At 71.3% G+C, this 23845-nt stretch carries 31 protein-coding genes; 5 read left to right on the top strand and 26 right to left on the bottom strand.

Going from position 1 to position 23845, the window contains the following annotated elements:
• Positions 1 to 59 precede the first annotated feature (59 nt).
• Together AC067J_RS39795 and AC067J_RS39790 are read left to right on the top strand one after the other, a co-directional pair.
• A complete protein-coding gene (locus AC067J_RS39795; protein ID WP_478307680.1) occupies positions 60 to 533 on the top strand; it encodes a hypothetical protein in 474 nt (157 codons plus the stop codon).
• The gene (locus AC067J_RS39790) at positions 530 to 934 is read left to right on the top strand and encodes a restriction endonuclease (RefSeq protein ID WP_478307679.1); all 405 of its coding nucleotides are present in this window, start codon (positions 530 to 532) and stop codon (positions 932 to 934) included. The genes AC067J_RS39795 and AC067J_RS39790 overlap by 4 nt, the downstream gene beginning before the upstream one ends.
• 390 nt (positions 935 to 1324) lie before the next feature.
• Here the strand turns inward: AC067J_RS39790 and AC067J_RS39785 are convergent, their stop codons facing one another.
• From AC067J_RS39785 to AC067J_RS39775, 3 genes are all read right to left on the bottom strand, one after another.
• Entirely contained in the window at positions 1325 to 2149 is an 825-nt protein-coding gene (locus tag AC067J_RS39785; protein WP_478307678.1) for a hypothetical protein, read from the bottom strand.
• 116 nt (positions 2150 to 2265) lie between these two features.
• Positions 2266 to 4194, bottom strand: coding sequence for a pRL2-11 (locus tag AC067J_RS39780; RefSeq protein ID WP_478307677.1), 1929 nt, complete (start codon positions 4192 to 4194; stop codon positions 2266 to 2268).
• Positions 4195 to 4370: 176 nt separating this feature from the next.
• Entirely contained in the window at positions 4371 to 5603 is a 1233-nt protein-coding gene (locus tag AC067J_RS39775; protein WP_478307676.1) for a replication-relaxation family protein, read from the bottom strand.
• Between the two features lie 553 nt (positions 5604 to 6156).
• Between AC067J_RS39775 and AC067J_RS39770 the strand changes: the two genes are divergently transcribed.
• The gene (locus tag AC067J_RS39770; protein WP_478307675.1) at positions 6157 to 6585 is read left to right on the top strand and encodes a hypothetical protein; all 429 of its coding nucleotides are present in this window, start codon (positions 6157 to 6159) and stop codon (positions 6583 to 6585) included.
• Positions 6586 to 7669: 1084 nt separating this feature from the next.
• On the opposite strand, the gene AC067J_RS39765 is transcribed toward AC067J_RS39770, so the two are convergent.
• The 3 genes from AC067J_RS39765 to mobF all read right to left on the bottom strand — a co-directional run bounded on the left by AC067J_RS39765 (position 7670) and on the right by mobF (position 11008).
• Entirely contained in the window at positions 7670 to 8398 is a 729-nt protein-coding gene (locus AC067J_RS39765; protein ID WP_478307674.1) for a hypothetical protein, read from the bottom strand.
• A gap of 32 nt (positions 8399 to 8430) precedes the next feature.
• A complete protein-coding gene (locus tag AC067J_RS39760; protein ID WP_478307673.1) occupies positions 8431 to 9015 on the bottom strand; it encodes a hypothetical protein in 585 nt (194 codons plus the stop codon).
• A 103-nt stretch (positions 9016 to 9118) separates the two neighbouring features.
• Positions 9119 to 11008, bottom strand: coding sequence for a MobF family relaxase (gene mobF, locus AC067J_RS39755; RefSeq protein WP_478307672.1), 1890 nt, complete (start codon positions 11006 to 11008; stop codon positions 9119 to 9121).
• 360 nt (positions 11009 to 11368) lie between these two features.
• On the opposite strand from mobF, the gene AC067J_RS39750 reads away from it, so the two are divergent.
• Positions 11369 to 11674, top strand: a complete 306-nt coding sequence (locus AC067J_RS39750) for a hypothetical protein (protein ID WP_478307671.1) — start codon at positions 11369 to 11371, stop codon at positions 11672 to 11674.
• A gap of 103 nt (positions 11675 to 11777) precedes the next feature.
• Here AC067J_RS39750 and AC067J_RS39745 read toward each other — a convergent pair whose 3' ends face one another.
• From AC067J_RS39745 to AC067J_RS39655, 19 genes are all read right to left on the bottom strand, one after another.
• Complete coding sequence (locus AC067J_RS39745) at positions 11778 to 12860, bottom strand: hypothetical protein (protein WP_478307670.1); 1083 nt, start codon at positions 12858 to 12860, stop codon at positions 11778 to 11780.
• Positions 12860 to 13753: a ParA family protein gene (locus tag AC067J_RS39740; RefSeq protein WP_413096419.1), complete on the bottom strand. Its 894-nt coding sequence runs from the start codon at positions 13751 to 13753 to the stop codon at positions 12860 to 12862. Before AC067J_RS39740 ends, AC067J_RS39745 begins: the two co-directional genes overlap by 1 nt.
• 427 nt (positions 13754 to 14180) lie before the next feature.
• A complete protein-coding gene (locus tag AC067J_RS39735; RefSeq protein WP_478307669.1) occupies positions 14181 to 14711 on the bottom strand; it encodes a hypothetical protein in 531 nt (176 codons plus the stop codon).
• Positions 14708 to 15127, bottom strand: coding sequence for a RapZ C-terminal domain-containing protein (locus AC067J_RS39730; protein WP_478307668.1), 420 nt, complete (start codon positions 15125 to 15127; stop codon positions 14708 to 14710). Before AC067J_RS39730 ends, AC067J_RS39735 begins: the two co-directional genes overlap by 4 nt.
• A 92-nt stretch (positions 15128 to 15219) precedes the next feature.
• Positions 15220 to 15396, bottom strand: coding sequence for a hypothetical protein (locus AC067J_RS39725; protein WP_478307667.1), 177 nt, complete (start codon positions 15394 to 15396; stop codon positions 15220 to 15222).
• Positions 15396 to 15878 (bottom strand): hypothetical protein, encoded by a 483-nt coding sequence (locus AC067J_RS39720; RefSeq protein ID WP_478307666.1) that lies wholly within the window; start codon positions 15876 to 15878, stop codon positions 15396 to 15398. Before AC067J_RS39720 ends, AC067J_RS39725 begins: the two co-directional genes overlap by 1 nt.
• A complete protein-coding gene (locus tag AC067J_RS39715) occupies positions 15878 to 16084 on the bottom strand; it encodes a hypothetical protein (protein ID WP_450919609.1) in 207 nt (68 codons plus the stop codon). The genes AC067J_RS39720 and AC067J_RS39715 overlap by 1 nt, the downstream gene beginning before the upstream one ends.
• A gap of 23 nt (positions 16085 to 16107) precedes the next feature.
• Positions 16108 to 16389, bottom strand: a complete 282-nt coding sequence (locus AC067J_RS39710) for a hypothetical protein (RefSeq protein ID WP_478307665.1) — start codon at positions 16387 to 16389, stop codon at positions 16108 to 16110.
• A complete protein-coding gene (locus AC067J_RS39705) occupies positions 16386 to 16829 on the bottom strand; it encodes an ASCH domain-containing protein (RefSeq protein WP_478307664.1) in 444 nt (147 codons plus the stop codon). The genes AC067J_RS39710 and AC067J_RS39705 overlap by 4 nt, the downstream gene beginning before the upstream one ends.
• Positions 16826 to 17512: a GGDEF domain-containing protein gene (locus tag AC067J_RS39700; protein ID WP_478307663.1), complete on the bottom strand. Its 687-nt coding sequence runs from the start codon at positions 17510 to 17512 to the stop codon at positions 16826 to 16828. Before AC067J_RS39700 ends, AC067J_RS39705 begins: the two co-directional genes overlap by 4 nt.
• A gap of 89 nt (positions 17513 to 17601) precedes the next feature.
• Complete coding sequence (locus tag AC067J_RS39695) at positions 17602 to 17877, bottom strand: hypothetical protein (RefSeq protein ID WP_478307662.1); 276 nt, start codon at positions 17875 to 17877, stop codon at positions 17602 to 17604.
• Between the two features lie 119 nt (positions 17878 to 17996).
• Entirely contained in the window at positions 17997 to 18836 is an 840-nt protein-coding gene (locus AC067J_RS39690; protein WP_478307661.1) for a hypothetical protein, read from the bottom strand.
• A 92-nt stretch (positions 18837 to 18928) separates the two neighbouring features.
• On the bottom strand, positions 18929 to 19936 hold the full coding sequence (locus tag AC067J_RS39685) for an AAA family ATPase (protein WP_478307660.1): 1008 nt from the start codon (positions 19934 to 19936) through the stop codon (positions 18929 to 18931).
• Positions 19933 to 20280 (bottom strand): hypothetical protein, encoded by a 348-nt coding sequence (locus AC067J_RS39680; protein WP_478307659.1) that lies wholly within the window; start codon positions 20278 to 20280, stop codon positions 19933 to 19935. The genes AC067J_RS39685 and AC067J_RS39680 overlap by 4 nt, the downstream gene beginning before the upstream one ends.
• Entirely contained in the window at positions 20277 to 20786 is a 510-nt protein-coding gene (locus AC067J_RS39675; protein ID WP_478307658.1) for a hypothetical protein, read from the bottom strand. Before AC067J_RS39675 ends, AC067J_RS39680 begins: the two co-directional genes overlap by 4 nt.
• Positions 20787 to 20901: 115 nt before the next feature.
• Positions 20902 to 21366 carry an RRQRL motif-containing zinc-binding protein gene (locus AC067J_RS39670; protein ID WP_478307657.1) on the bottom strand — a complete coding sequence of 155 codons (465 nt, stop codon included), beginning with the start codon at positions 21364 to 21366 and terminating at the stop codon, positions 20902 to 20904.
• Between the two features lie 193 nt (positions 21367 to 21559).
• A complete protein-coding gene (locus AC067J_RS39665) occupies positions 21560 to 21775 on the bottom strand; it encodes a hypothetical protein (RefSeq protein ID WP_384362077.1) in 216 nt (71 codons plus the stop codon).
• A 119-nt stretch (positions 21776 to 21894) separates the two neighbouring features.
• Entirely contained in the window at positions 21895 to 22680 is a 786-nt protein-coding gene (locus AC067J_RS39660; RefSeq protein ID WP_478307656.1) for a hypothetical protein, read from the bottom strand.
• A 43-nt stretch (positions 22681 to 22723) separates the two neighbouring features.
• The gene (locus tag AC067J_RS39655; protein WP_138899410.1) at positions 22724 to 23215 is read right to left on the bottom strand and encodes a hypothetical protein; all 492 of its coding nucleotides are present in this window, start codon (positions 23213 to 23215) and stop codon (positions 22724 to 22726) included.
• 218 nt (positions 23216 to 23433) lie between these two features.
• Here AC067J_RS39655 and AC067J_RS39650 point away from each other — a divergent pair, with 218 nt between their 5' ends.
• Positions 23434 to 23595, top strand: a complete 162-nt coding sequence (locus tag AC067J_RS39650; protein WP_327379000.1) for a hypothetical protein — start codon at positions 23434 to 23436, stop codon at positions 23593 to 23595.
• On the opposite strand, the gene AC067J_RS39645 is transcribed toward AC067J_RS39650, so the two are convergent.
• Positions 23596 to 23784: a hypothetical protein gene (locus AC067J_RS39645; RefSeq protein ID WP_138899411.1), complete on the bottom strand. Its 189-nt coding sequence runs from the start codon at positions 23782 to 23784 to the stop codon at positions 23596 to 23598. It lies immediately after the preceding gene.
• Positions 23785 to 23845 lie beyond the last annotated feature (61 nt).

Raw genomic sequence — 23845 nt, 5'->3', positions numbered from 1 at the left:
TTGAGAACCCACACACATCGTGTGGGCTGTCTCCGGTATACCGCCCCTACCGTCCGCTTATGGCCAACTCCCCGAAGCGGTCCACCCCAACGTGGCACGACCTCGCGCAGCCCAGCACCGGCAAGCAAGCGCGATGGGCGGGCGGGCTGAACCGCACCCGGTGGATTCCCTGCGGCAAGGAGTGGGACGCGGTGGCCATCGCTCCCGTGGACCGGGGCCTGGAGGTGCTCGCCGCGCTGCGGATCGGCCCGCGGCGCGGAGCCCTGGTCCTGGTCGACCACCTGCGCGGCACGCTGTACGTGATGGTGGCGCCCGGCTCCGGCGACGTCCTGGCCGACCTGCCCGGGGTGCGGGTGCTGTCCGGAGGCAGCGAGCTGCTGATGCCCGCCACCTACGACGACAGCACGGCGGTCGCGGACCTCATCAGCCATCCGCGCGGCGGTGAGCCGCCCGCCCTGATCCCCGCCGACCGGCTCGCCCGCGGGTTGCGCGGTCTTCCTGTCGACGCACCCGAGAAGGCGCCCGTGTCATGAACGGCTACACCGTGCTGTACGACCCCGAAGGACACCTCGCCGCGGAGCTGCCGCTCGATCGCCTCACGCACGAGCGGGTCGCCCGCGCCGTGCTGGCGTGGTCCGATCCCGACGCGCTGGTGCCCGACGACTACGAACAGGTCGGGCTGCTGCTCGCCGGGGCCGCCCGCGCGGTCGCCGACGACGTCCGCGCGCTCGCGGTCAAGCTGCCCGAGGACGACGGCCGCCGGCTGTTCGCCGAATTCGTGGTGGGCCAGGCCGACGACTGCCTGGCGCGGCCGTCGCGGAACCTGCTCCGGGTCAGGGACCGTGCCCGTACGCTGCGGGCCCTGTACGAACGGCTGGACCGGCTCCAGGACACCGTGTCCGGCGCGGAGACGAGCACCACCGTCTCCCCCTGACCGTCCCCTACCGGCGCCGCCTCCCCCGTCGGCGCCGGTAGGGGACAACGTGCTCAGCCGCGAGTTCCGTTTCGGGTCCCCTTTGGAGTCCTGTTTCGGGTTCCCGTTGGAGTCCCGTTTCGGGTTCCGTTTCGGGTCCTCTTCGACGTCGCCGGGCTCGCTGCAACGGTGCAGGTGGGGGCCGGTTTTCGGGCGCGGGGAGCGTGCCGACTACTTCTCTGGGGGACCCTGTCGGCTCCTGAGCGATGCCCGGCCCGAGGATCCGCCGCCCTTCGCGGGACCGACGTAACGCCGGGGCCGTGCGGTCGTTGGACAGCGCGAACCCAACCGGGCCCCGGGGATGTCATGGCTGATCCCCCGGGGCCCGTGGCGTGTCCGGCTCCGGGTCGGTCAGTCCTTGTCGGTCTCGGTGGTGGTGATCCCGGCGGCGGCTTCGGTCTCGGTCAGGAGCAGGACCTGCGTCGGGTGGAGGTTCGAGCCCTGCACGACGTGGACGTGGCCCGGCTGCGTGTGGGGCTCCGGGGCGGGGCGGAACTGCGGGGCGAGGCGCTTGAAGGTGCGGGGGGTCACCCGTCCCAGGACCACGGTGGAGAAGTTCTCGCGCCACTCACCGAGGGCTCCCCTGTCGAGCTGGGCGCCGACGAGGAGGTGGATGCGGACCTCGCGGCCGGCGAAGAGCACGTACTCGATGGCGTCGACGGCCGGGGACGTCTTGGGGTCTCCCTTCTCCCGGACGGTGTCCCAGTAGCGGGCGAGCTGCCCCAGGGTGGCGTCGGCGGCGTCGAACACCACCGTCAGGCGCGGCAGGTCGTCGATGTCACCGTCCTGGTTGATGAGGTGGAGGCGGCGCTGGAGTTCGGCCCGCAGGCCCATCAGGGCGTTGTGGATGTCGGCGATGTCGCGGCAGTAGGTGACGCCGGGCACGCCGCTGGCCCACCGGTGCGAGATCCGCTTGTGGTCGAGGACCAGGCCGTCGGAGCCGTCGTGCAGGAGCTGGGCGGCCAGGGTCCGCAGGACGCTGGTGGTGCCGCCGCCGGTGCCGGAGCAGACCAGGACGTGCGGCGCTTCGCCGTCGAGGTCGATGCAGACCGGCTGTCCGTCGTCGGTGAGGCCGATCAGGATCTGGGAGGCGGGCAGCGTCTCCAGGTGCTCGCGGATGGCGGGGTCGCTCAGGCGCAGCGTCGTGGTCGTGGTGGTGGTCGTCTCGTTCGTCATGGTGCGGTGTTCCTTTTCTGTGCTGTGCCTGGTGAGCCGGGTGTTCTTCCAGGCGGGGGGATCGTGTCGTGCGGACCGGACAGGGCCGGTTCGCGGTCGTCGGCGGGCCGGGATGGTCAGCCGGGGTCGGTGGTGCCGGCGCGGGGCCGGTTGCGGGCCCACTTCTTGAGGTCGCCGACGCGGTAGAGGAATTCGGCGCCGCGTTTGTCGACGGGGCCGGGGAAGTCCGGGTCGTTCTGGCGGGCCCAGCGCAGCGCCTTGAGGCTGGCGACGATGTCCACCAGGTGCTGCTCGTACGCCTCGCGCAGGCCGACCACCGCGTTGTCCGGGTCTGGTGCCGGGGTCGCCGGTGGCGTCACCGTGGCCCCGGGGCCGGCGGCGGGGGCCGGGGCCGGCGGTGTGAGGCTCCAGGCGTCGGCCAGCACGTCCGGGTCGGTGGTGGGCGCGGGCGGGAGCTCGGAGGCGCTGGTGTTCCAGGCTTCGGTGAGCAGGTCGGCGGCCGGGGCGGGCGTCTTCTGCAGGGCCGGGCCGGTGTCGCCCTTGGCGTGGACACCGGACATCGCCCACTCGCGGGCCTCCGCGTTCGACAGGTTCAGCACCTGCGTCTCCTGGGCGCGGCCGCGGGTGACGACTTGGACGCGGCCTGGGTGCTCGCTCGCCATCGGGATGGGGCTGACCTCGGGAACGAGCATGCGCCAGGCGTTGAGGGTGTAGCGGACCAGGATCCGGGTGGAGAAGTTCTCGCGCATCGCCGGGCCGCCAACGGCCTGGGCGGTCGCGGACTGGGCGACCAGAAGCACGTGCAGGCGGACCTGGCGGCCCATGAAGAGGATCTCGGCGAGCGCGTCGATGGCCGGGGACGTCTTCGGGTCGCCGCTCTCGCGGATCTTCGCCCAGTACCGCTTGAGCTGCGCCATGGTCGCGTTGACCTCTTCGAGGAGGATCACGATCCTCGGGCCGACGCGCCACGGCTCCTTTTCGAGGACGTCGTCGGCCAGGTCCTCCGCGAGGGCGAGTCGACGCCGGCCTTCCTGGGCGAGGCGGACCAGGGCGTCGTGGATCTCGCCGATGTCGCGGCAGTAGGTGACGCCGGGCACGCCGCGCGCCCAGGTGTGGGAGATCCGCTTGAAGTCCAGGACGAAGGCGAGCGCGCCGTTGTGAATGAACTGGCAGGTGATGCAGCGCAGGATCGTCGACTTGCCGCCGCCGGTGCCTGCGGAGATCAGGACGTGCGGGGAGTCGGCGTCCAGGTCGACGGAGACCTTCTTCTTGCCCGAGCCCAGGCCGATCAGCGGCGCGGACTCGGGCATCTTCGCGAGGATCTCGCGCACCCCGGGATCGGACAGGCTCAGCTTCTTGGGCGGAGCCTTGCGCTTCTTGACGATGACGTGGGTGTCCTTGCCCGCCCGGCGCCAGGTGAAGGAGACGTTCTCCAGGGCGAGCTTCTTGACGATGAGGTCGGCGACCAGGTCCTCGTTGAACCGCATGTGGGTGGGCACGTCGATGCGTATCTGGGCGTCGTCGTCGGAGAAGTCGCGGGGTACGTGGAGGTAGCGGCGCGGATCGGTCAGCTCCGACATGCCCAGCGGCACGGCCAGGGCCTCGTGGAGCGGGGTCACCCACTCGCGCATGAACTCGCGGCGCTTGCGGGTCAGCAGCCCGTACGCGACGCCGCCGACCGCCGCGGCCGAAGCGACGGCGATGCCGCCCGTCTCCGCGGCCGCGATGGCGGGGTCGGGGTTCTCCCAGACGTCGCGCGCGGTGGCGAAGGTGGAGTCCTGGTTCTCCCACAGCGCCCAGTAGCCGGCCCCGCCCGTCGCGGCCAGACCGCTGACGCGGAAGGTCAGGCGCTGCCACCCGGCCCGGTAGGAGGAACGGGACACCTTCCCTTCGACCTTGGGCAGGACGCGGGTGCCCTTGCGCCAGAACGTCGCGTTGGTCTTCCGCTCCCCGCCCATGGGGCGGCCGGCCAGGAACCGGCCGATGCCGAACGCCACTGATTCGGCGGTCTCTTCCACCTGCTTGTCGAACTTCGTTTGTGCCATGGCGGTGCCCCTTCGGTGTGCGTCCAGGCACCTCACACCCGGAAGCGGACACCCCCTTTTTAGAAGCCCGCCCCTGTGGACAGAGATCGGCGAAAAGCGGCCCCGAGCTGCGGATCTGTGGACAACTTTTAGGGGTGGCCTCAGCAGGTGAGGCCACCCCGAGCCCGTGGGGCCGGCTACCGGCGGCGGCCGAACAGGCCGCGGTTCTTCTTCGCTTCCGCTTCGGCCGCCTCCCGGACCGCGGCTTCCTCCGCCTGGCGCTGCGCGGCGCGTTCCGCCTGCACCTGTTCGTGGTGTTCGGTCAGGCACGGTCCGCACAGCTCGTTGAGCCGCTCAGCCCGGTACTGCCGGACCATCTGCCACCGGTCGTCGGTGAACTTCGCTCCGCAGCGCCTGCACACGGGCCGCTGCGCCTCGCGGTCCGCGGCTTCCCGCTCCTTCTGTCGCTTACGGGCCTGCTCCGCCTGCACCACGTACAGCCGGTCACCGTCGGGGTTGTCCAGGGCGTCGGTCAGCGTCTGCCACTCCTCGCGCCCGAGCCTGCGCCACACCTTCCCCGCCGCCCCATCCGGATCGGCCGTGATCCGCTCCAGCTCGGTGACGACCACGGGCAGCGCCTGGTGGTAGTCGACGGCCGTGATGTCACCGCCCGCGTACTTGACGCCGGCGAAGTAGGAACGGGCGGCCTGCTCCAGCCGTCGCATCCTGCTGGCCCGCTGCGCCTTCGTCTTACCCGTGAACACGAACGCCACCGGCACGTAGCCCTCGCGGCCCGTGGCGGGGTAGATCCGCGACCACAGCCGGAAGCCGTGCACCGCCGCCTCACCGGAGTAGCGGGCCGCCTGCGCCTTGACCTTGTCGGCCTTCGGCGCCAGGAGCTCGAACCACTCGGTGTAGCGGCGCACCTTGTCCACCAGGACGTCGACGGGCTCGTTCACGCGGTCGACCTCCAGGAGCATCGCGGGCACGTCGACGTCCGGGGCCCGCATCGTCAGGTCGGCGTACTGGGTGTACCCGTAGGGCAGCTTGTGGCCGATCTCGGTCTGCCACGACAGCGGCGTGCCGAACCCGGCGCCGGTGAGGACCGCGGCGGTCAACGTGACGGCGGCCGCGTGTTCGTCGAAGCCCTCACCGGCGACCGGCTCGCCTTCGTCGTCGACCTCGAGCTTGCGCAGCGCGGAGACCCGGACGTGTCCCGGCAGCAGCTGCTTGGCTTCCTTGTGTCCTCGCTCGGTGAGCACCCACAGCTGATGGTTCGACTCCAGTCGCGTCTCCACCCGGACCTTCCCCTCGCTCTTGAGGGCGTTGAGGGTGTCCCTCGTGATCCGGTCGTGCGAGTCGCTGGGGCGCAGCATCCGCCACAGGTGTTCGGCGGTAGCCCTCTGGAAGATCCCGAGAGCCTTCAGCACTTCCTTCTTCCTGGTGTGGGTCGGCTTCCATGTCTGCTTCAAAGACTTAGAAGGGTTGTCGAACGTGTCGGGGGCCCCCGACTTCCGGGTCTGACCTGCGCCAACGCGCCTGGCGGGCGAGGAGGCCGTGGAGGGGGCAATGGAGGGGCCCGTGGAGGGGGCCTGCGCGGCCTGGTCGACGTCGTCGGCGAGGCCGCGCAGGCCCGACTCGTGCGGCTGGGAAGCGGGGTCGGGGGTGAGGTCGGCGGGCACGGTGTCCTCGGTTTCTCCGGCCTGCGGGCCGGGTCGGTGAGCGTCCGGCCCGCACGCGGAGGTGCGCACGAGCCGGGGCCACCGTCGGAAAGCACCCCTTGTCCGCTGTCTGACGCTCACCCCCGAGAGGTGTCCGTTTCCGCCTTGACTAGGTATTCACTGGGCGGTTTGTCCGTGAGCGACGCCACAGTCAGCCACCCTGTCCCGGCAGGCACGGCCTCTGTCCACAGGGCCCGGCTTCGAAGGTGTGATCACCGGCCGGGCGCAGCAGGCGCGCGGCCCACCCAGGTAAGGAGTCGTCATGGAGACGACGTCGTCGAAGCTGCCCGCGCTGACCCCGGAGCAGATCTGGCGGGCCGCCGACTACGTGGAGCTGGTCTGGCACGACCAGGACACCGAGGAGGCGCGGGCGCGGCTGGAGAAGTTCCACCAGGACGGCAAGGAGCTGGCGCGGCTGATGGGCGAGTTCGGCGCTCTGCTGCTGACCGGCCACCTCACCGCCGTGCCCGACGAACACGCCGACTGCGAGTCCGCGTACGTCATGGACAAGCTCGTGGCGGTGGCGAGCCGGTACCTCAAGCGGTGGTGCTACTCGGGCGGCGGAGCGGAGGTCGCCTTCATTGCGGCGGGGTTCCTGATCGAAGTCATGCAGGAGGTCGACGAGGTGGGCCAGTTCCTGTCCGACGTCCGTGGCGACGCTCCCCGGTGGCCGGCGGCCGTGGCCTCCTGACCGAGCAAAGCCGGGACGGCGCCCGAGGGGGCGGAGACTTCTCCCCCCTCGGGCGCTGTCCTGTTCGGGTGGGATGTCGCAGGTAGCCAACCCGGTCAAGGAGGGATGCACCGGCCCGACCCCGATGTCGGGCATCGGATGCTGTGCACTCTCCACTCCGATGCCGTGCACTCCCGACTCAATGTCGTGCATCGGATGTCGTCCACTCTGTCCCGGCATCGGGGGCGGTGGCGGACATCGGGTGCGGTCCACTCCGCACGGTGGCGTCCACTCCCGGGCCGGTGGTGCGCGCGCCGCGCACCGTCGGTGCGGTGGTGCGCGGCCGGGTGCGGTGCGGTGGTGCGGTGGTGCGCATCGCGGCGCGGCCGCGGGGATGGTGCGCGCACCGACCGTCCCGTGGTGCGCTTCCGAGCAGCGCGCGAGGACTCCACCGCAAGGGCCGGATCAAGCGAAGTCCCTATATCACAGCCCCCCTTGACTTCCGTCCCGCCGAAGTCCCAAATGCGCGTTATGGAATGCCTGACTGTGCGGCAAGTCACACTGAATCGGCGCGAGGGCGGTTCTGGTGCGCGGACTTCGGGGTGGCGGCCACGTGGTGCGCACCGGCTTGGGCAGGCGGTGCGCTCGGTGCGCGCACCGAAGATGTGGCGCGCGCACCCGGGTCCGCCGGTGCGGCGCACCATCGTCTCCGTGCGCGCACCGGTGGTGCGGTGGCCGGGGCGGTGGCGCACCACGATGCGCACCGGTGCGGCGGCCGGGAGTGCACGACATCGTCGGTGCGCGCACGGTGCGCGCGATGCCGTGCATCGTCGACATCGCGTGCGCGCACCGGATGCCGGGTGGCCCCCACTCCCCCGTCGGCCAGTGCTCACGGAGTGCGCTCCACTCCCACCCGGTGGACATCGCGGTGGGCTCCACTCCCCACTCGATGCGCGCCACGGTGGACTCCACTCCCCCTGGGTGGCGCACCACGATGGGCTCCACTCTCCGGGCGGTGCATCGCGGGCCGGCCCCAACTTCGGGTCGTACAGACGCGGGCGCCCCACGGACGGCTGGTCCGTGGGGCGCCCGCATGTGGTGGCGGTCAGCTCTCCAGCATGGCCTGGAGGTCACCCAGGCTCAGCTGGTTCGTGCCACGGTCTGCCGCGCTGCTCTGCGTCCAGGCGACGATCGCCGGGTGGGCATCCTCGTACCGCGTGCCGGCGGGCGTGGTCCCTCCGTCGTTGCGGGCGAGCTGGGTGAGGTAGGCAGCCAGGGCGTGCGGGCCGCCGCCGCTGTAGCCGATGTTGTAACCGACGCCGTGCTTCTGCGGCAGGATCGACAGGTCCCCCTTGTCGGTCCGGGCCCAGAACAGGCCGCGGCCGGTGTGGAAGCTGCTGAAGACGTCGTCAGGGCGCAGTTCGAGCGGGGCGTACGTCGTGTAGCTCCACTGGTCGCCTCCCTCGCCTCGGAGCCTGCGGTGCTCGCCCACGACGGGCAGCCCGAACTCGGGGTCGTAGAAGGTCCGGCGACAGCGACAGCCCGTTCCCGCGAAGGCCGCCGGGCTGTTCTTGTCCTCCTCCACGCACGGGTGGAACAGGGCTGGGATGTCCGTGGGCGTCACCAGCGTGCAGTGCATCGCATTCGGCTCGCAGCGCTCCAGCCGGCTCAGCCACTCCTGGAAGTGAGGTGTCACCGTCTGCTGCGCCTCGATGTCCAGCTCGGCGTTCAGCGACGACGCGACGGTGCCGCGCTGGAGCTCGGTGTAGAGGACGAAGTGCAGGTAGCCGGTCGTCGGGTCGGACAGGTTCAGGTCGTGGGCCTCGAAGGTCAACGTGGACTCCAATGCGGGCTGTGCGCGGCGGGTCAGGAGACGCGGTGTTCGGGGCGCAGCGTGAGGCCGCGGTCGAGGAACTGGGCGGTGTCGTCCGGTCCGAGTCCGAGGGCGCGGGCGACGGCGGTGCCTTCGTCGTCGCGGACGAAGGCGAGGAGGATCTTGCGGCTGGAGGGGTCGGCCATGGTCCGGCGGGCGGCTTCGACGGTGTGGTCGACGCAGCCGGTGGTGCCGTCTTCGACGATGTCCCGGCGCGTCTTGTCGTCCCAGACGTTGAGCTGGAGGTTGGCGCCCTCGGTGGAGCAGTCCTCCTTGGAGTCCGCGCCCAGGACGCAGCGCCCGAGCATCGCGGCGTGGGCGTGGCGCTGGAGGTAGACGGCGGTGCCCAGGAGCCGGTCGACTTCCTTCTCCGTGTTCTCGCGGGCCTTCTCGGGGCTCACGAGGGAGGTCTTCGGGTCGTGGGGCTGCACCCGGACCTTCAGCGCGGACAGGCTGCGGGCGAGGTCGTCGGCGACGCTGAGCAGGCCCACCAGGTTCACGTCGCCGCGCTGGCGGGGCGGGGGCAGTTGGTCGGGGTAGTTCTCCAGCGGTTCCAGGGGTTCGTGCAGGTCGGTCAAGGTTCCTCCCGTGCCGGTGCCAACGCCCCCGATTCTCAGTCGGGGGCGCCGGGACTCGTGGGGGAAGTCGCAGATCGGCCACGCGCTGGCCGGTTGGCATCTGTCAATGGCCGGGGGTCGGTCCCCTGCCCTGATCGGGCTGGGTCGTGTGGTGCTGCTGCTGGCGGGCGGGGTCGTCCGCGTCCTTGGCCGGCTGCTGCGGCTGCGGTCCGTCCGCGATGATGCGGACGCGGGCTTCGACGGCCTTGGTGATGGCGGCCAGCCGGTCGAGGTTCTTCGGGGTGTACAGCCACGTCGCGGGATCGGTCGTACGGCCCTCCAGGTACTCCTCCGGCATCGCGGCCTGCTGATGGGTCTGTACGGCGGCGGCCCGCTGCGCCGGAGTGAGTGCGGCGTCCCGGCCCGGGTGGTCGACGGCGTGCGGCGCCGCCTGGTCGTGGTGGTGGTCGTCGGCGTACGCAGTGGCCGACGTGGTCGCGGCCGGCGCTTCGTCCCGCGCGCCGGACAGGATCCGGGCGTCGCGGATCGCGTTCTGCAGGGCGAGGCTGGCGACCCGGGCCCGCTCGTACCGGGACGACTCCCGCGGCGGCTTCCCATCGATCCCGGCGACCCACCACCGGTGCGGCCAGGCGAAGTCCGCGGTGTAGGTGACCTGGTCCGGGGCCGGGGCCCGGCGGCCGGGCACGGGGACGGTGAGCTGACGGGCGTGCCGGGACAGGGCCGCATCCGCGATGTAGTCGTCCAGGCCGCGCGTGAAGCCACGGCCGCGCAGCGTCTCCAGCAAGTGCCGGCGCGCTTCGGCCAGGACGTGACGGCGGGCGAAGGCCCGGCGCACCGTGAAGACGACCGCAGCGACATCGACTGCGGCGAGCGCGGTGTCCACCACCGGCCTCACCCGGGCCCGGATCGCCGCGCCTGCTGCCTGGCACCGCTCCAGCAGCCCGTCGACCATCTCCTGGCCGAAGCGCAGGATCGCGGACGCCCGCCACCACGCGCGCAGCTGCTCCAGCGGCTTCGGGGTCTTCTTCTCCCGGCGGGTGTCCTGCGCCGCCCACCACCCCAAGCCGTTACGGCCGCGCTCGCCGGGCAGCCGCTTGTGCTTCTTCACGTACTTGTCGGTGATGCGCTCCAGCACCGGCGCCATCTGCTCGCGGCGAGTGGACGACCAGTCGATGAGATCCTGCTCCACCCCGGCCACCTCCATCACGGGGCGCAGGCCCGCCGTCACCTCCCGGGGCACGGTCGCCAGACCCAGCTCCTCACACACCTCGGTCGTCATCGTGAGCGTGTAGAGCGTCCCGGCCGAAACGACGTTCTGGAAGAGACGGCGGGTGTCGAGCGCACCCCAGGTGCCGTCCGGGCGCTGCGCCCGGTTGAGGATCAAGCAGTGGTCGTGCAGCAGCGGGAAACCGTCGCGATTGTCGAAGTGCCTCCACCGCGAGACCACCAGGGCCGGCGCCTTCGCGCGCTTACGGCCCGACGACCACCGGGTCTGTGCGACCTCATCCTCCAGCCACCGCAGCACCGTCTCGATGGCCCTCTCGTGCGCCCGCTCGATGACGCGCCGGGTGCGGTCGTCGCCCAGCGCCCACAGCACGATCAAGGACGCCTGCGGCCGGAACACGAAGTCGAGCGCGAACAAGGGGGTCGCCTTGCGCCGCTCGATCTCTTCGACCGGCTGCCCCAGGACGGTCGCCAACCGGGCCGTCTCCGGGTCGGCCCCGTCGTCCAGGAGCTCGCGCTCGATCCGGTCGGCGTCCGGGTGCCGGCCCTGCCCGAAGACGAGCTCCATCTGCCGCTCGGTCACCTCCTGCCCGGCGGCGAGCCCGAGCGCGGCAAGTCCCCGCCCCATCCACACCCCGGGCGGTAGCCCAGCCTTCTCCTGGGCGTCCTTCAACGCCTGACGGGCCGGACGACGGCCGTCACCGAAGGCGACACCACGTACGTAGTAGCGCCAGGAATTTCGCTTCTGAACCTTCGCGACACTCAGCATCCCGGCAGCGAACACGGCTCTGACCTGCGAAGAAAGCCCGATCCCGTGAGGCGGGAGGGTTCACCAGAACTTCACCGCCGATCCCGCCGGACGGGCATCTGCGGCGACGCCCCGCCCGTCAGGCGAACGCCTCCCGAGGCCAGGCAAATGCTGCGCGACAGCCAGCCCCACCCACCTCACACGCCTCAAAAACGCCAAGTAACCGACTCCAGCGGTATCCAGCGCACCTTCACGTACTGCTCCCCCGGACGACCACCAAGAACGCCCCACCCTGCACTCGTCACCACCGACTCCACACCCGAGCGAGACACCCACCGCCCCCGGCAACGCCGGGGGCTTCGTGCTTCCCGGAGGACCGACGTGCCGACCTACGAAGCCCTGCCCCGCTTCACCACCGACCTGGACCGCCTCACCCCAGAACAGCGCCGCCGATTCCTCCAGACCGTGGCGGCCTTCGTCGAGGACCTGCGCAGCGGAGGACGATTCCGCGCCGGCCTCCGCGTCAAGCGCGTCCAGCGCGCATCCGGCATCTACGAACTCACATGGTCCATGGGCACCGGACCCGCAGGACGCGCCACCTGGCAGTACGGAGCCGCGCTCCGCCCCAACACACCGCACGTGATCTGGCGCCGCATCGGCACCCACGAAATCCTCACCGGCCCCTGATCGGAATCCTCCGATCTACTTTCACGCGTGAAACCGACGTTCCACACGCCAGTGGCCCACCACCTGAAAGAGGTGATAGGCCACTGGGTTCGCGCTCCGGGCGTCAGCCGTTGGGGGCGTGCAGCGCCTTGTTCCGGATCGCGGTGGTCTTCGCGATGATGGCCTGTCGGACCTTCTCGTACTCCGCCGCGTCGTCGGGGCTGGCGGCGGCCTGAGTGAAGACGTCCTTCGTGACGGCCCGGTTCACCGCGTTGAGCGTCTTGAGCGCGTCTTTGAGAGTGACCAGGTGCTCGGGAACGATCTCGGCATCCTCGATGTCGTCCTCAGCTTCGCTGCCGCTGGGGGGCTCAGACCCCGCCGGCGTCTCCCCTTCTTCGTCGCCGCTGGGAGTCTCCCCGGAAGCATCTCCGTTCGATTCGAATTCGAACACAGGCGCTTCAATTGAAGCGCTCTTGTTCGATTCAGATTCGAACACGGGGGCGTCGACACCCACACCGAGCGTGCGCCGGGTGGCCTGGACGATCACTTCCCGCTGCTGCTCGGACTCTTCGGGCAGCTGGCGGGGCAGGCTCTTGTGCACTGCCATCAGGCTGTCGGCCGTGGGGTGAGCACCCAGCTCGGCGCTGACGTCGCGGACGGCTTCGTAGAGGGTGACGGCGGCTTCGCGACCGTACTGCTCTTCGGTCTTGCGGGTGACCTTCACCTGCGAAGGCTTGGGGACAGTGCCGGTCTTGTGGGCCGTCTCCAGGGCGAGCGGTGCGTTCTTGCGGAGCTGGCGGCCGTAAACAGCGGATCGGCCGATCTTCGCTTCCACATAGCCTCCGAGGCTGCTGTGGGTGCGCCGCCACCACCGGCCCTTCGCCGCGCGCTCCAGGCCCTGTGCGATGACCCAGACTGCGGCATCGCCCGCAGCGAGCGCCGTGCTGATGACGGTCTCGGTCTGCTCCTTCTGCAGCAGTTCCGTCGCGGTCAATTCGGAGGTGTCGTGGTCGTCGACTGCGCGGACGTCGTCGAGGCTCGGGAGTCCGTCGGCGAGGCGGAGCACGGCGTCGATGCTGGTGGCCGGTGCCGGTCCGTCGAGGATCTCCTCAGTGCGGGTCACCACGGCGGCTCCGGCCCCGGCGGAGTAGCCCTCATCGTTGCCGAAGAGGTCGTCCAGGGCGTCGGTCGCGTCGTAGCTGGGCATCAGGCGGCCTTCCCGTTGCCGAAGAGGATGCTGGCGCCGCGGTCGTAGTCAAGAACGGTGGTGGCGCTGGGGGCGAAGATGCGCAGCGGCTGCCGGGCGAGCTGGGCTTCTCCGATGCGCACGGAGGTGCGGGCGGGCAGGATCACGGCGTCCGGGTACGCCTTGGCGAGCCTGCCGCCGATCTGCCGGGAGAGCGTGGACTTCTCGAAGTCGGTGAGCACGACGGCTGCGACGCGCAGTTCGGTGTTCAGCCGACCCTGCACCGAGGTGATCGTGCGGTTGAGGGCGGCGGCGCCCCGCACGTCGAGGCCGCTGGCTCCCTGGACGGGGATGACGACGTCGTGAGCAGCCACAAGGGCGGACACCGTGAGCGGTCCGAGCTTCGGTCCGCAGTCGATGATGTTGACGTCGATGCCGTCGTCGGCCTTGGCCAGGTGGAACTGGAGCTGGGTCTCTGTGCCGGTCGGGTGCTTGGTCTCAACGTCGTCCAGGTCGGGGAACGACGGGACGAAGTACAGGCCCTCGAACGGGGTGGCGTAGGTGATCTCCTGCAATGTGACCGACTGGTCGAAGTACAGGTGCATCAGGTTCTTGCGGTCGGCGGGTTCCACGCCCTCGGGGTAGAAGAACCGCAGCCACACCGACAGGGACGCTTCCTGCGGGTCGGCGTCGATGACCCGTACGCGCAGGCCGCGGGCAACGAGCGCCATCGCGAGTTCGAGCGCGGTCGTGGTCTTTCCCGCGCCGCCCTTCTGGTTGCAGATGGCGATGACGCGGGGCAGCGGCCCCGGCAGGAAGGTGGGCGGCACCACGATGCCGGCCCTCCACTCGTGGAACGACGAATTGACGTCCCACTCGGTGACGATGTCGAGGAATGCCAGGTCGTCGCTCAATGGCGAAACCTGTACGGTCTCTCCTTGTGTTTCTCGCATAGCCCGCAACCGTAGCGGGTGAAACACAGGACTCGCCCCGTCTGGTCTTATGACCGGTCGGGGCGCTTCCGTTTCCGCTCGGTGAAGCTACTGACCAGGGGATTCGAACGCCACGCCGTACAAGGCGGGTTGGCTTGCGCTCGCCGTCCCGGCCGTGGGAGAACAGGTCCAGGTTCGAGGTGCTCCCCTGAGACCGGGGAGCCTGCCCGTCCCGACGGACAGCATCCTGGCTGCGCACCGCCTCCCGGGGCGGAGCCTGGTCAGTCAGAAAACCTCAGAGGCCCGGCCGCCGGCGGCTGGGCCTCACTCCGTTTCTGGCCCTGAAACGCACGAAGGCCCGTACCCCCTGCGGCGTTCACAGGGAGTACGGGCCTTCGTGGTTCAGGCGTCAGGCCGCCCAGGTCGCGGGCGCGCCTTCATCGGGGTTGGGGATGCCGGCGGCCTGCACCATCGCGGCTGGGTGCCGCAGAGCGGTGATCGGAACGGCGCCGGGCTCGGTGCCGGGAGCCCAGACCATCCGCCAGGTGTCGTCCCACTCACAGGCGCACCCGTGGTCCGGGTGCGGATGCCGTAAGAAGACGCCGTGCGTGTGGACCGCGCGCGGGATGCGGGGGATGAGCACCGACGGGTCGTCGCCCGGGTACAGGTGCAGGTTCCGCCACCCATGGACTCGGGCCATGTACGCGGCGGCGGCCTCGATGGCGTCGGCCCACCGGTGGTGCCCGAGGACGATGAACGCGACCGGGTAGAGGTGATCCTCGGTGGCGTCGTCGATCCCGGTGACGTACAGGTCGCGATGGGCGACGAAGCCGCTGTCGGGTGCGTCGTCGGCGCAGGGCGTCCAGAGCTGTTCGACGGGGTGCGGGGTGCCGTCGTCGCCCTCGCTGGTCTCGATCTCGTACGGAGCCGTGGTGGTCATGCGCTCGCTCCGGTGCTGGTGTCGGTCGCCTTGAGGACGCGCGGCAGATGGACGTGGAGGTGTTCGACGTCGACCTGGCGGCCGCGGGCGCGAAGTTCGCGGGCAAGCAGTTCGGTGAGACCAGATGCCCTGTGCCTACCTCCTGCACAGCCGATGGCGATCCGGCGGGGGCCGGCGGGCAGGTCGGCGTAGTCGGCGAGGTTGGCGAGCAGCTCGCGGGCGCCGGGAGTGTTGAGGACGACGTCCTGGACGCGGGGGTGGAAGCCGTCGAGGTCGAGGATGTCGCGGGCGGCGGCCGGATCGCGGAGCCGGGCGCGGACGTCCTCGATGCGGTCGGCGGCGGGCGGGACGGGGGAGCCGTCCGGGCCGGTGGGCAGGTGCAGGTAGCCGAACGAGATCAGGCGGATCGGGTGCAAGGGGTTCTCCTGCTCGGTGGTGAAGGACAAGGCACCAGAGCGCCGCGCCCGGCCTTCCGGCTCGGGTGCGGCGCTCTGGTGTCTGGCGCGGGCTATCGGGTGGTGGTGCCGGTGACCACGAGGAACTGGTCGGTGGTCAGGTCCATCACGACGTGGGCGTCGCGGCCCTGGGCGCGCTGGGCGGCGGCGTATTCGTCGGCGGGCCAGGAGCCGCGGGGATGGCCGGCGGGGAAGCGCTCCAGGACGGTGCGGGGCGCGGCGGTGGTCATCACGCGTCACCGCCGTGCACGCGCTCGTGGACGTCGATCAGGTGGGTGATGGCGTCGGGGTTGTCGGCCAGGCCGACCCACTGCCCGTCCGCAGTGAAGACGGGCACCTTGTCGGTGTCGGCGTCAAAGATCACGACGTAGTCGGCGTACCTGTCGAGCACCATCTCCCCCAGGACCGGGATGAGCGCGGTGTCGAGGACCTCCAGGACGTCCACGGTGAGCTGGGCGGGCTCTCCGGGCGTCGGCGGCTGGAGCATCGTGCCGGTGACGCGCAGCAGGTCGCCGGGCTGTATGCGGGTCAGCAGCTCGTGGACGATCCCGGCGGCCGTGCCGGTGCAGGAGACGACCGTGTCGGGGGCGTCCTCGGGGAGGGTGTCCGCGTCGGTGGGCCGGACGGTCAGGTCGAACATCGCGGTGCCGTGCGGGCCGGGGGCGGGGATCGCGTCGACCCAGCCGTCGACGGCGCAGTGCTTGGTGTCCATCAGCTGGCCTCCGCCAGGGTCTGGGTGGGGCGCGGGGTGCGGGGTCGGGTGGTGCGCTGCGCGAGCACCAGGAGCTCGGCGTTGCGCTTCTGCTCAGCGGGCGTGAGGGGCCGGGCCTTCGCCGCGCCGTGGCGGTGCCAGAGCGGGGAGGCCGGCGGCTCGGGGTAGGCGAGAGCGTGGTCGACGTCGCGGTCGGTGCTGCTCATGGGGACCTCCGAGGGGGAGGGGTTCAGGCGTGGGTGGCGCGCTTGGCGCTCTTGGGCTGGGTGTCGGAGGCGAACCGGCCCTCACGGCGGGCCTCAACGGGGTTCGCGGCGATCCAGTCCTCAGCGCACGCCTTGTGGACGGGCTCCCCGGAGTGGGAGCGCATCGGCGTGGGCTTCTCGCACAGCACGCAGGGGCGGTCCTGCCAGCGGTCGTAGTGCTGGCTGTCGCGCCATTCCAGGAGCGCGCCGGGAGCCGGGACGCAGCCCGGCTCGAACGGCGGCTTCTTGGCTCGCTTGCGGGTCACGGGCGCAGGTCGGGCAACTGCTGGAGAACCAACTCCACCAGGTCTGGTGTCGGCTTCCAGGGTCCGAGCTGCCCGCCGACGGGGAGCGGCAGGGCGAGCTCCCGGACGTCGTCGAGCACCAGGTGCCACGTCTCGGGCTGTGCCCACGGGGAGCAGGGCGGAGATCCGTCGGGGTCCTGGTGGCAGCCGGTGAGGCGGGCGACGCCGATGACCGCACCGCGGTGCAGTTCGCGGCCGCGGATCGCGCGGGCGACCAGCGGATCGCGCAGCACGGCGGGCTCCGGCTTCACCATCCCGGCATGGAGCAGGACCCAGCCTCGCCAGCTCCAGGGCTTGGGCCTGTTCTCCACGCTCTTGCCCGCCAGGATGCAGGTCGCCCAGGGCTGGCGGATCGTGATGCCGCGGATCCAGTCACCGCCCTCGAGTTCGGCGGCGCTCACGCGGCACCCGCCAGCAGGTGCGCCCCACGGCGGCCGGCGCGGCGGCCGTTGACGGTCTTCGCGTAGGCGTCGGCCCGCGTCGCGAAGTACGGGAACGCCGCCTTGCCTTCCTTGACCCTGTACATCGCCTTGTCCGCGCCGCGCAGGATCCGGCTCATCGTCTCGCCGGGCAGGTCTACGGCGCGGGCGATGCCGATCGAGACGTCCAGGCGCAGCGTGTGCCCCTCGTACTGGAGGGGTTGCTGCAGCTGCTCGCGCAGCTCGGTGATCTCCGCGAGGGCGGTAGCCGGCGGGAGTACGGCGCAGACGGCGAATTCGTCGCCGCCCAGCCGGGCCGCGAGGGCCTGACGGCTCGCGCTCCAGGCGGCGAGGCGTCGGCCCATGGTCTGGATGACGGTGTCGCCCGCGGCGTGTCCGTAGGTGTCGTTGACGCCCTTGAAGTCGACCCCGTCCAGCATCAGGACGTGCAGGTCGTTCCGGCGGCGGGTGCGCAGGAGCCGCTCGCTGTACGCGGTGAACTCCGCTCGCACCGGCAAGCCGGTGAGCAGGTCCTTGCGCGCGTCGGCCAGGCGCCGGTGGAGCGTCAGGGCGTGGACGGTCCAGCCGGTGAGCGGAACCGCGAGGGTCGTGATGAGCAGGGCGCGTTGCCCGGATCGGGCCTGTACGCGCAGGGCGGAGTCCATACTGGTGTCTCCCTCTCGTCTCGTACGGGATGGGGAACCCGGGGCGGCTGACAGGTTTTCCGGCCTTTGGCGGCCGTCCCGGGGCGAATTCACATCAGGCTGTTGGGGTTGACCCACGCCTTGGTGGTGGCCTTGTGCCAGTCCAGGACCCAGTCGGGACGCAGGCCGCGCGCGGCCCATCCGTCGCTGGAGTCGTCGGGGGCCGGGAGGCCGGCGGACACGTACTGCACGGCCCGGTCGTAGGCGCTGTGCGCGGCGGCCAGAGCCTCGCTCTCACCGGCAGCACAGCCGGTGAAGACGTGGTGTCCTCGCCGTTCCTGGTCCGCCTCGTGGTGTATCGGGACGTCAACCTCGTATCGGCGCATGACGTCCAACTCCTCTCTGTGTTGAGGGACCACCGCGACTGCCCCGGCCTCCGTCGATCAGGAGGCCGGGGCGGCACGGAGCGTCCGTCAGGCAGCAGCCAGGACGGAGGGCGGGGCGGTCAGGCGCGGTAGACGGGCGGGCGGACTCCGGCACGGAGCTCGCGGATTATCGAGCAGGGGCCCTTGGTGGCGCAGTACGCGTCGTCGGTGTCCGGGAGGGCGTTGCCGGTGGTGCCCCACATGTCGCGGGCGACCGCGTTCACGACGCGGAGCATCTCCCCGTTGTTCGGGCGGCAGGCGCTGTTGGCGTCGCCGACGCCGTGCCGGTGGGCGCTGATGAGGTGCTGGCGGGCCTGGCGGGCGGCCCAGCGGCGGCAGCTGGGGCCGGCGTTCTCGTGCACGTGCCCGCTGTCGTGGAAGGTGTCCAGGTGGCAACCGGTGCAGTGGTAGGTGACCATCTGCTGCGGCTCGCTGTCGGGCAGCCACTTGCCTTCGAACTCGTAGACGATGACCTCCGCACCCGGGATCTCGGTGTGCGCGAAGGCCGTGACCAGGCCGACGCCGTCCGCGATCCCGCCGCGCGCCTTGACGTTCCAGAAGACGCGGGGGAGGAAGGTGTCCCAGCCCTTCCCATGGGGCCACTGGGCGTACATGACGCCCTGCGAGGCGTCGAAGGTCGCCGTGCCGTCGACGTTGTCGCGCTGGTACTGCTCGATCTGGGCGATCGACCCGAAGTAGGTCGCGGAGAACTCCTCGGACTCCAGGAAGATCAGCCCGTACCCCTCGGGGCGGGTGTCGTGGCCGTTGTCCTTCAGCATCTCCACCATGTCCTCGTAGCCGGGGTTCCCGGGGGCGATGGTGGCGACCAGCGGCAGCCGGTACCGGTCGCAGCTGGTGACGTGGGCCGGGTTGGTCTCGCTGACGTGGTGCGCGGTGCCGTACGTGTTCGTGATGCTCATGGCGGGGTGTCCTTCCCGGGGTAACAGCGGGCGCCCGGCGTGGCCGGGCCGTGGCAGGTTCGGGGTGTTCGGCGAAGCGCCGGCGGCACGGTTCACTCGCGGACCGCGTCCGCGTACTGCGCCTCGAGGTCGGCGCGGCCGTCGAGGTCGTCGTCCATGCCGCGGGCGTGGTCGTCGGCCTCCTGGTCGACGTCGTCGGGCCCGCCGTGGACGGTGCAGCGCACGTCCGGGTCGGTCATCAGCTCGCCGGTCAGCGCCCGCAGGAGATCGGTGACGTTGTAGGCAGGCGCCCACGCCTGGCCCGCGCATTCGGCGTCGGCCGCGCAGCCGACCAGGATCTCGAAGCCGACGTCGCCCTCGCCGTCGATGTCGTTGCGCTGGGCGAGGACGATGCGGTCCGCTCCGAGCCGGATCTCCGCGACGCGGTCGCCGCCAGCGAGCGGCGAGTTGTCGCGCCAGCGCCACATCGGCAGGATCTCGGGGCCGAAGGTGCGCCGGACCAGGAGCAGGTCGCCCAGGCCCTCGTTGTCGTCCCAGCCGAGATCCGCGCGCCGGGCATCGCTGAGCGGCTGGAGCAGCGCCTGGAGGCGGTAGACGTTCTCCGCGACGACGACGTGATCGAACCCCTCGGCGGGCAGGCCGGGGAAGGCGTCGACCATCGCGGCGTGCTGCGCCCGTACGACGTGCTCGGGCACGCGACGGTTCGCGGGCCGGCCTTCCTGACGCTCCACGCACACGGAGAGCAGGGTCGGGACGACCAGGGCGACCGTGGGCACGTCGTGGCGGCGGGCCGTGGCGATCAGGTCGGCGCGCACGGATTTCTCGCTGTTCGTCGCGTCGACGACCGTCATCTTGCGGCGGGCGAGGCGCGCCTCGAGGACGGCCTGGAGCGCGAACACCGCGTCCTCGGTCGATTCCTGACACCCGGCGTCGTCGCTGACCATCGCCCTGAACCGGTCGAGTTCCAGGACCTGCGTGTCGGGCCAGGTGGCGGCCCACGTCGACTTCCCCGAACCGGCAGCGCCGATCAGGCACACCAACGACGGCTCCGGGATCGTCGTGTCGACGGGCAGCGCGTTCTCCAGGCGGAAGGTGGTCATTCGGCTTCTCCCTGCGGGTCAAGAGCACGGGTGGCGTAGTAGGTCTGCAGACCGGCGTTCTCGGTGATGAGGGCGGCGGCCTCGTGCAGCGGGCACGACATCTCGCCGTCGCGGTCCGGCTCGATCCGTCCGGCGGCCTGCGCGGCGACGGTGAGCAGCTGCGCGAGGGAGCCGAAGACGCCGTCCTGGCGGTGGTCCTCGTGGTGGAGCTCGCGCAGGATCTGCGCGAGCTCCTGGGCGCCGACCTCGCCGGTGAGTTCGTCCTGGATCTGCTGGAGGGCGAGCTGGGCGATGCCGACGGAGGCGCGTACCCGGTCCAGGCGGGTCCGGGAACGGCCGCTCACCGGGTGGTGGCCTTGGTGGTGGCGACCAGCGCGGCGACGGTCTCCCAGCCGTGGTGCCAGGCACCGTCCAACTGGAACGCCCCGTTGATACCGAAGTCGGCGAGCTTGTAGAAACCGCCCTTACCGGTCTTGGTGGCGATCTTCTCCAGCAAACCCTTGCCGGGAACCCTGCGGTCCGCGGCGTAGTGGGTGCCGAAGGAGATGGCGAGCGCGGCCGCGGCGGCGGCCGGGTGGACCCGGATGCCGAGCGCGCGGGCACCGGCCCCGGCCACGATCGCCTGCGTGGCCGTATAGGTCAGGCAGTGGTGCAGGCACGCCTTACGGCCGCCCGCCGTGCCGTGGGTGGTCTCTTCCCCGGTGGCCGGGTCCTTGAAGGTGACCGGGTGCTCGTCGGAGGCGCCCTTCACGCGGGCGCAGAAATCGTTCTGGACCCAAAAATCACCGATCGCGCTCCCGGCGCGGGTCAGTCCGAGCAGGGCCGCGAAGACTGCGGGGCGATGCGTCATGCTGGATTTCTCCTGATCTCGATGGGTGAGGGAGCGGGCGGCCGGCTCTTTGCCGATGCTGCGGCCGCCCGGCGGTGCCCCCGTCCCGGCCTGTGCGGCCGGGACGGGGCTCGCGCTACGCGGCCAGCCGGTGAGCGGCGGGGGCGGAGGGCGCGAAGTAGCTGCTGGGGTCCACGGGGGTGCCGTCGAAGCACTCGATGCAACAGCCGAGCTTCTTGGAGAGGCAGAAGTAGAAGCGCCTCCCGCAGTCGCCGCAGGTCTGGCGTGCTGCCATCGCCTTGTCCAGGGCCCACTCCTGAGCGAGCGTCGGCGTGCGCTTGGGCACCGCCAGGTCGACGCGGAGCAGGAAGCCGCGGGTGGGGTGACGGCAGGACCACTGCGGGCGGGTCGCGCACAACCTGCACCGCAGGATCGCGACCGGGCCCTGATTGCTGCCGGGACTCAGGTGCATGTCCCGTAACTTCCGTCTGGTCACGAGCCCTTCGGGCACCGTGCCGCGGTCGAACTCCGGCAGCGCCGCGTCGCTGCGCGGCACTCGGGTCACCTCGCGGCGGCGGCGCCTGGTTCGGCGGCGCGGCATCACCGGCGCCAGGTGCCGGGCAGCGGGTCGGGGCGGTACGGGTGGCGGGGTCCGGGACGCTGCGGGCGGGGCCGGCCGATGCGGCGGCGGGGGCGGGGGATGAGCACGATCGGTTCCTCCAGAGGTCGGTGCACAGCTCCGCGCCCCGCCGACGTCGAACGTGTCGGCGGGGTGCGGGGCGGCGGGTGCCGGGTCAGGCGGGCGTGTGCGTGCGGTGCGCGCCGGGCGTGGTCGGGGCCGGCGTGGTGTGGCTCGGGCGCGGGTGCTGGGGCTGCGGGTCGGGGGCGCCTTGCAGGTGGGTGCCGATCAGGTAGCCGATCAGCAGTCCGCCGGTGCCGTAGACCTTGTGCCGGTTCGCCTTCCACCAGGTGGGCGGGGTCGGCTCCGTCAGCACGCCTATGACGGCCACGTGTTCTCCATTCGGTCGGGGACAGGTCGGGTGGTGCGTGAGGCCGGTCGGCCTGTCCGGCCCTCGCCCCGGCCCCGCGGTGGCGGGGAGGGGCGAGGACCAGGCGGAGCGACCGGGGGTCAGCGCTGGAGCGGGTGGACGTTGTCGGGTTCGTCGTCGAAGTCGTCGCCCGCCGGGGTGGGGGCGGGGAGCGTGGCGTGCAGGTGGAGCGCGGGGCTGAACTGGTACTGCGGCGGGTGGTTGTGGACGATGGGCCGCAGGCTCAGGCCGCGCAGGGCGAAGATGCTGGCCAGGGCCCACATGAGGGCGGCGAGCCCGGTGGCGGCGGCGCGGCCTCCGGCCGGGGCGGTGGACCAGATCATGGCGAGGGTTCCGATGCCGAACAGCAGCCAGGCGATGCGGGCACCGGCGTTGCCGAAGAACCCGCCGACCAGGCCGAGCAGGCCGGTCAGCTGCCAGAACGCGTACAGGGCGGCCGGGGCGACGGCCAGGTGCGCGGCCTGGTCGGCGAGGAACACGCGGACGGGGTGGTCGACCGTGCCCCACAGGCCGCTGCCGTCGCCGCCGCTGGTGGCCGGGACGGCGGCCAGGCCCTTGAGCGTGGCGTCGGCGATGTCGCCGGCGGCGTCCAGCATCATGACGATGAGGCTGAGCCCGGCGAACAACGCCGCCGCTTTGATCCAGTTGGCGACCTCGTGCCAGCTGTTGTGCCGGACCTGGAAGACCTCCTCCCACCGCTGGTAGAGGAAGCCGCCCTCCTCCCACGACTCCTTCCACGCGGCGCGCAGCCATGCGAGCCGCCCGGTGCCGTGCTTGGGGGCCGGAGGCACGGGCGGCAGCTGGTTGAGGAGGTCGAGGAAGGACGGGTTGTCCTGGCCGTTGACGGGCTTGTCGTTGTGGTTCATGGCGTGGCTGCTCCTTCTTGCGGGAGGGCGGTGGTGGGGTGGGTCAGCGGATCTCGTTGCGGGTGCGGGCGAAGAACGCGCCGCGCGTGGTGCTGTTGTTGTGGATCTCGGTGTGGTGGGTGACCGGACCCTCGAAGACGTTCTTGGTGACGGCCGCGCGGGCCTTGCTGATCGCGCCGCCGATGGCGGTGGCGGCCATGGCCAGGCCCGCGAACGGCAGGGTGACCATGAGGACGCTGTTCAACGTGACGGAGGCCAGGCCCTGGAGCACGAGCCAGGCGCCACAGCCGATGCCGGTGATCCCGGCGCCGACGCCGATGCTCGCGACCGCGATCCCGGCCGCCCAGGCCGGGACGATCCGGTGGTCTTCCTGCTTCACGGGCGGGGTGGTGCCGAAGGCCGGCGGCTCGGTCTCGTCGCGGAACGAGGTGGGGTGGTGGAGTACGGGCTTGGCCGCCCAGGCGTCGATCAGGCGGCGGGCTTCGGCCGCGGCCTCGGACTCGGGCATGCCGTGCTGGGTGTGCAGGGGGTCCATGGGGTGTTCTCCGATCACGCGGAAGGGGAGCGCCCTCCTGGCCGTGGTGGCCGGAGGGCGCGTGGGGGAGGGGCGCGCGACGTCGAAGGGCGTCGCCGGAGCGTGTCCGGCGGCGCCCTTCGGCGTTGCGTAGCAGGGGAGTTGAGGCCGGTGGGTGGGTAGGCACCGCACACGCGCTGCGGGCATCCTCAGACCCACAGGCGAGGGGAGGGGTTGGGGTGGAGTTCGTCTTCCAGTGCGGGTGGTGCGACGGAGACAACTTCTTCGTGGGCAGGCAGGTCGGCTTCTGGGTCGACAAGTGGGAGGTGCCCTCGGAGTGGGACTGCCGCTTCTGCGAAGGGCTCAACTACACGCCGGACCCGCCCTGGGAAGAGGCGTAGTCAGAAGCTGGAGATCAGTCCGGCGAACGAGGCGAGGCCGCTGTTGATGGCCGGGGCCAGGCCGGTCGCGGCGAGGGTGAAGCCGAACAGCGTGCAGGCCAGCGCGGAGCCGACGCGGACGTTGCCGCCCTTGATCAGGACGAAGACGATGATGCCCATCAGCACGGCGGCGGAGATGGAGAGGGCCACGGTGGTGGTGCTCCTTCACATGGGTCGGGTGGGGCCGGCCGCGCTCGGGCAGGCCGGCCCC

Source organism: Kitasatospora sp. NPDC042419 (assembly GCF_056437345.1).
Note: the sequence above shows the minus strand (reverse complement) of the source record. Positions and strands in the feature narration are given on the sequence as shown.

Coding starts and splice junctions, on each gene's coding strand:
- AC067J_RS39675 (WP_478307658.1), bottom strand. CDS start 20,786: ATGACGCATCGCCCCGCAGTCTTCGCGGCCCTGCTCGGACTGACCCGC.
- AC067J_RS39725 (WP_478307667.1), bottom strand. CDS start 15,396: ATGACCACCGCCGCGCCCCGCACCGTCCTGGAGCGCTTCCCCGCCGGC.
- mobF (WP_478307672.1), bottom strand. CDS start 11,008: ATGCTGAGTGTCGCGAAGGTTCAGAAGCGAAATTCCTGGCGCTACTAC.
- AC067J_RS39745 (WP_478307670.1), bottom strand. CDS start 12,860: ATGCCCAGCTACGACGCGACCGACGCCCTGGACGACCTCTTCGGCAAC.
- AC067J_RS39795 (WP_478307680.1), top strand. CDS start 60: ATGGCCAACTCCCCGAAGCGGTCCACCCCAACGTGGCACGACCTCGCG.
- AC067J_RS39770 (WP_478307675.1), top strand. CDS start 6,157: ATGGAGACGACGTCGTCGAAGCTGCCCGCGCTGACCCCGGAGCAGATC.
- AC067J_RS39785 (WP_478307678.1), bottom strand. CDS start 2,149: ATGACGAACGAGACGACCACCACCACGACCACGACGCTGCGCCTGAGC.
- AC067J_RS39655 (WP_138899410.1), bottom strand. CDS start 23,215: ATGGACCCCCTGCACACCCAGCACGGCATGCCCGAGTCCGAGGCCGCG.
- AC067J_RS39715 (WP_450919609.1), bottom strand. CDS start 16,084: ATGAGCAGCACCGACCGCGACGTCGACCACGCTCTCGCCTACCCCGAG.
- AC067J_RS39670 (WP_478307657.1), bottom strand. CDS start 21,366: ATGCCGCGCCGCCGAACCAGGCGCCGCCGCCGCGAGGTGACCCGAGTG.
- AC067J_RS39695 (WP_478307662.1), bottom strand. CDS start 17,877: ATGCGCCGATACGAGGTTGACGTCCCGATACACCACGAGGCGGACCAG.
- AC067J_RS39685 (WP_478307660.1), bottom strand. CDS start 19,936: ATGACCACCTTCCGCCTGGAGAACGCGCTGCCCGTCGACACGACGATC.
- AC067J_RS39690 (WP_478307661.1), bottom strand. CDS start 18,836: ATGAGCATCACGAACACGTACGGCACCGCGCACCACGTCAGCGAGACC.
- AC067J_RS39780 (WP_478307677.1), bottom strand. CDS start 4,194: ATGGCACAAACGAAGTTCGACAAGCAGGTGGAAGAGACCGCCGAATCA.
- AC067J_RS39660 (WP_478307656.1), bottom strand. CDS start 22,680: ATGAACCACAACGACAAGCCCGTCAACGGCCAGGACAACCCGTCCTTC.
- AC067J_RS39735 (WP_478307669.1), bottom strand. CDS start 14,711: ATGACCACCACGGCTCCGTACGAGATCGAGACCAGCGAGGGCGACGAC.
- AC067J_RS39700 (WP_478307663.1), bottom strand. CDS start 17,512: ATGGACTCCGCCCTGCGCGTACAGGCCCGATCCGGGCAACGCGCCCTG.
- AC067J_RS39790 (WP_478307679.1), top strand. CDS start 530: ATGAACGGCTACACCGTGCTGTACGACCCCGAAGGACACCTCGCCGCG.
- AC067J_RS39720 (WP_478307666.1), bottom strand. CDS start 15,878: ATGGACACCAAGCACTGCGCCGTCGACGGCTGGGTCGACGCGATCCCC.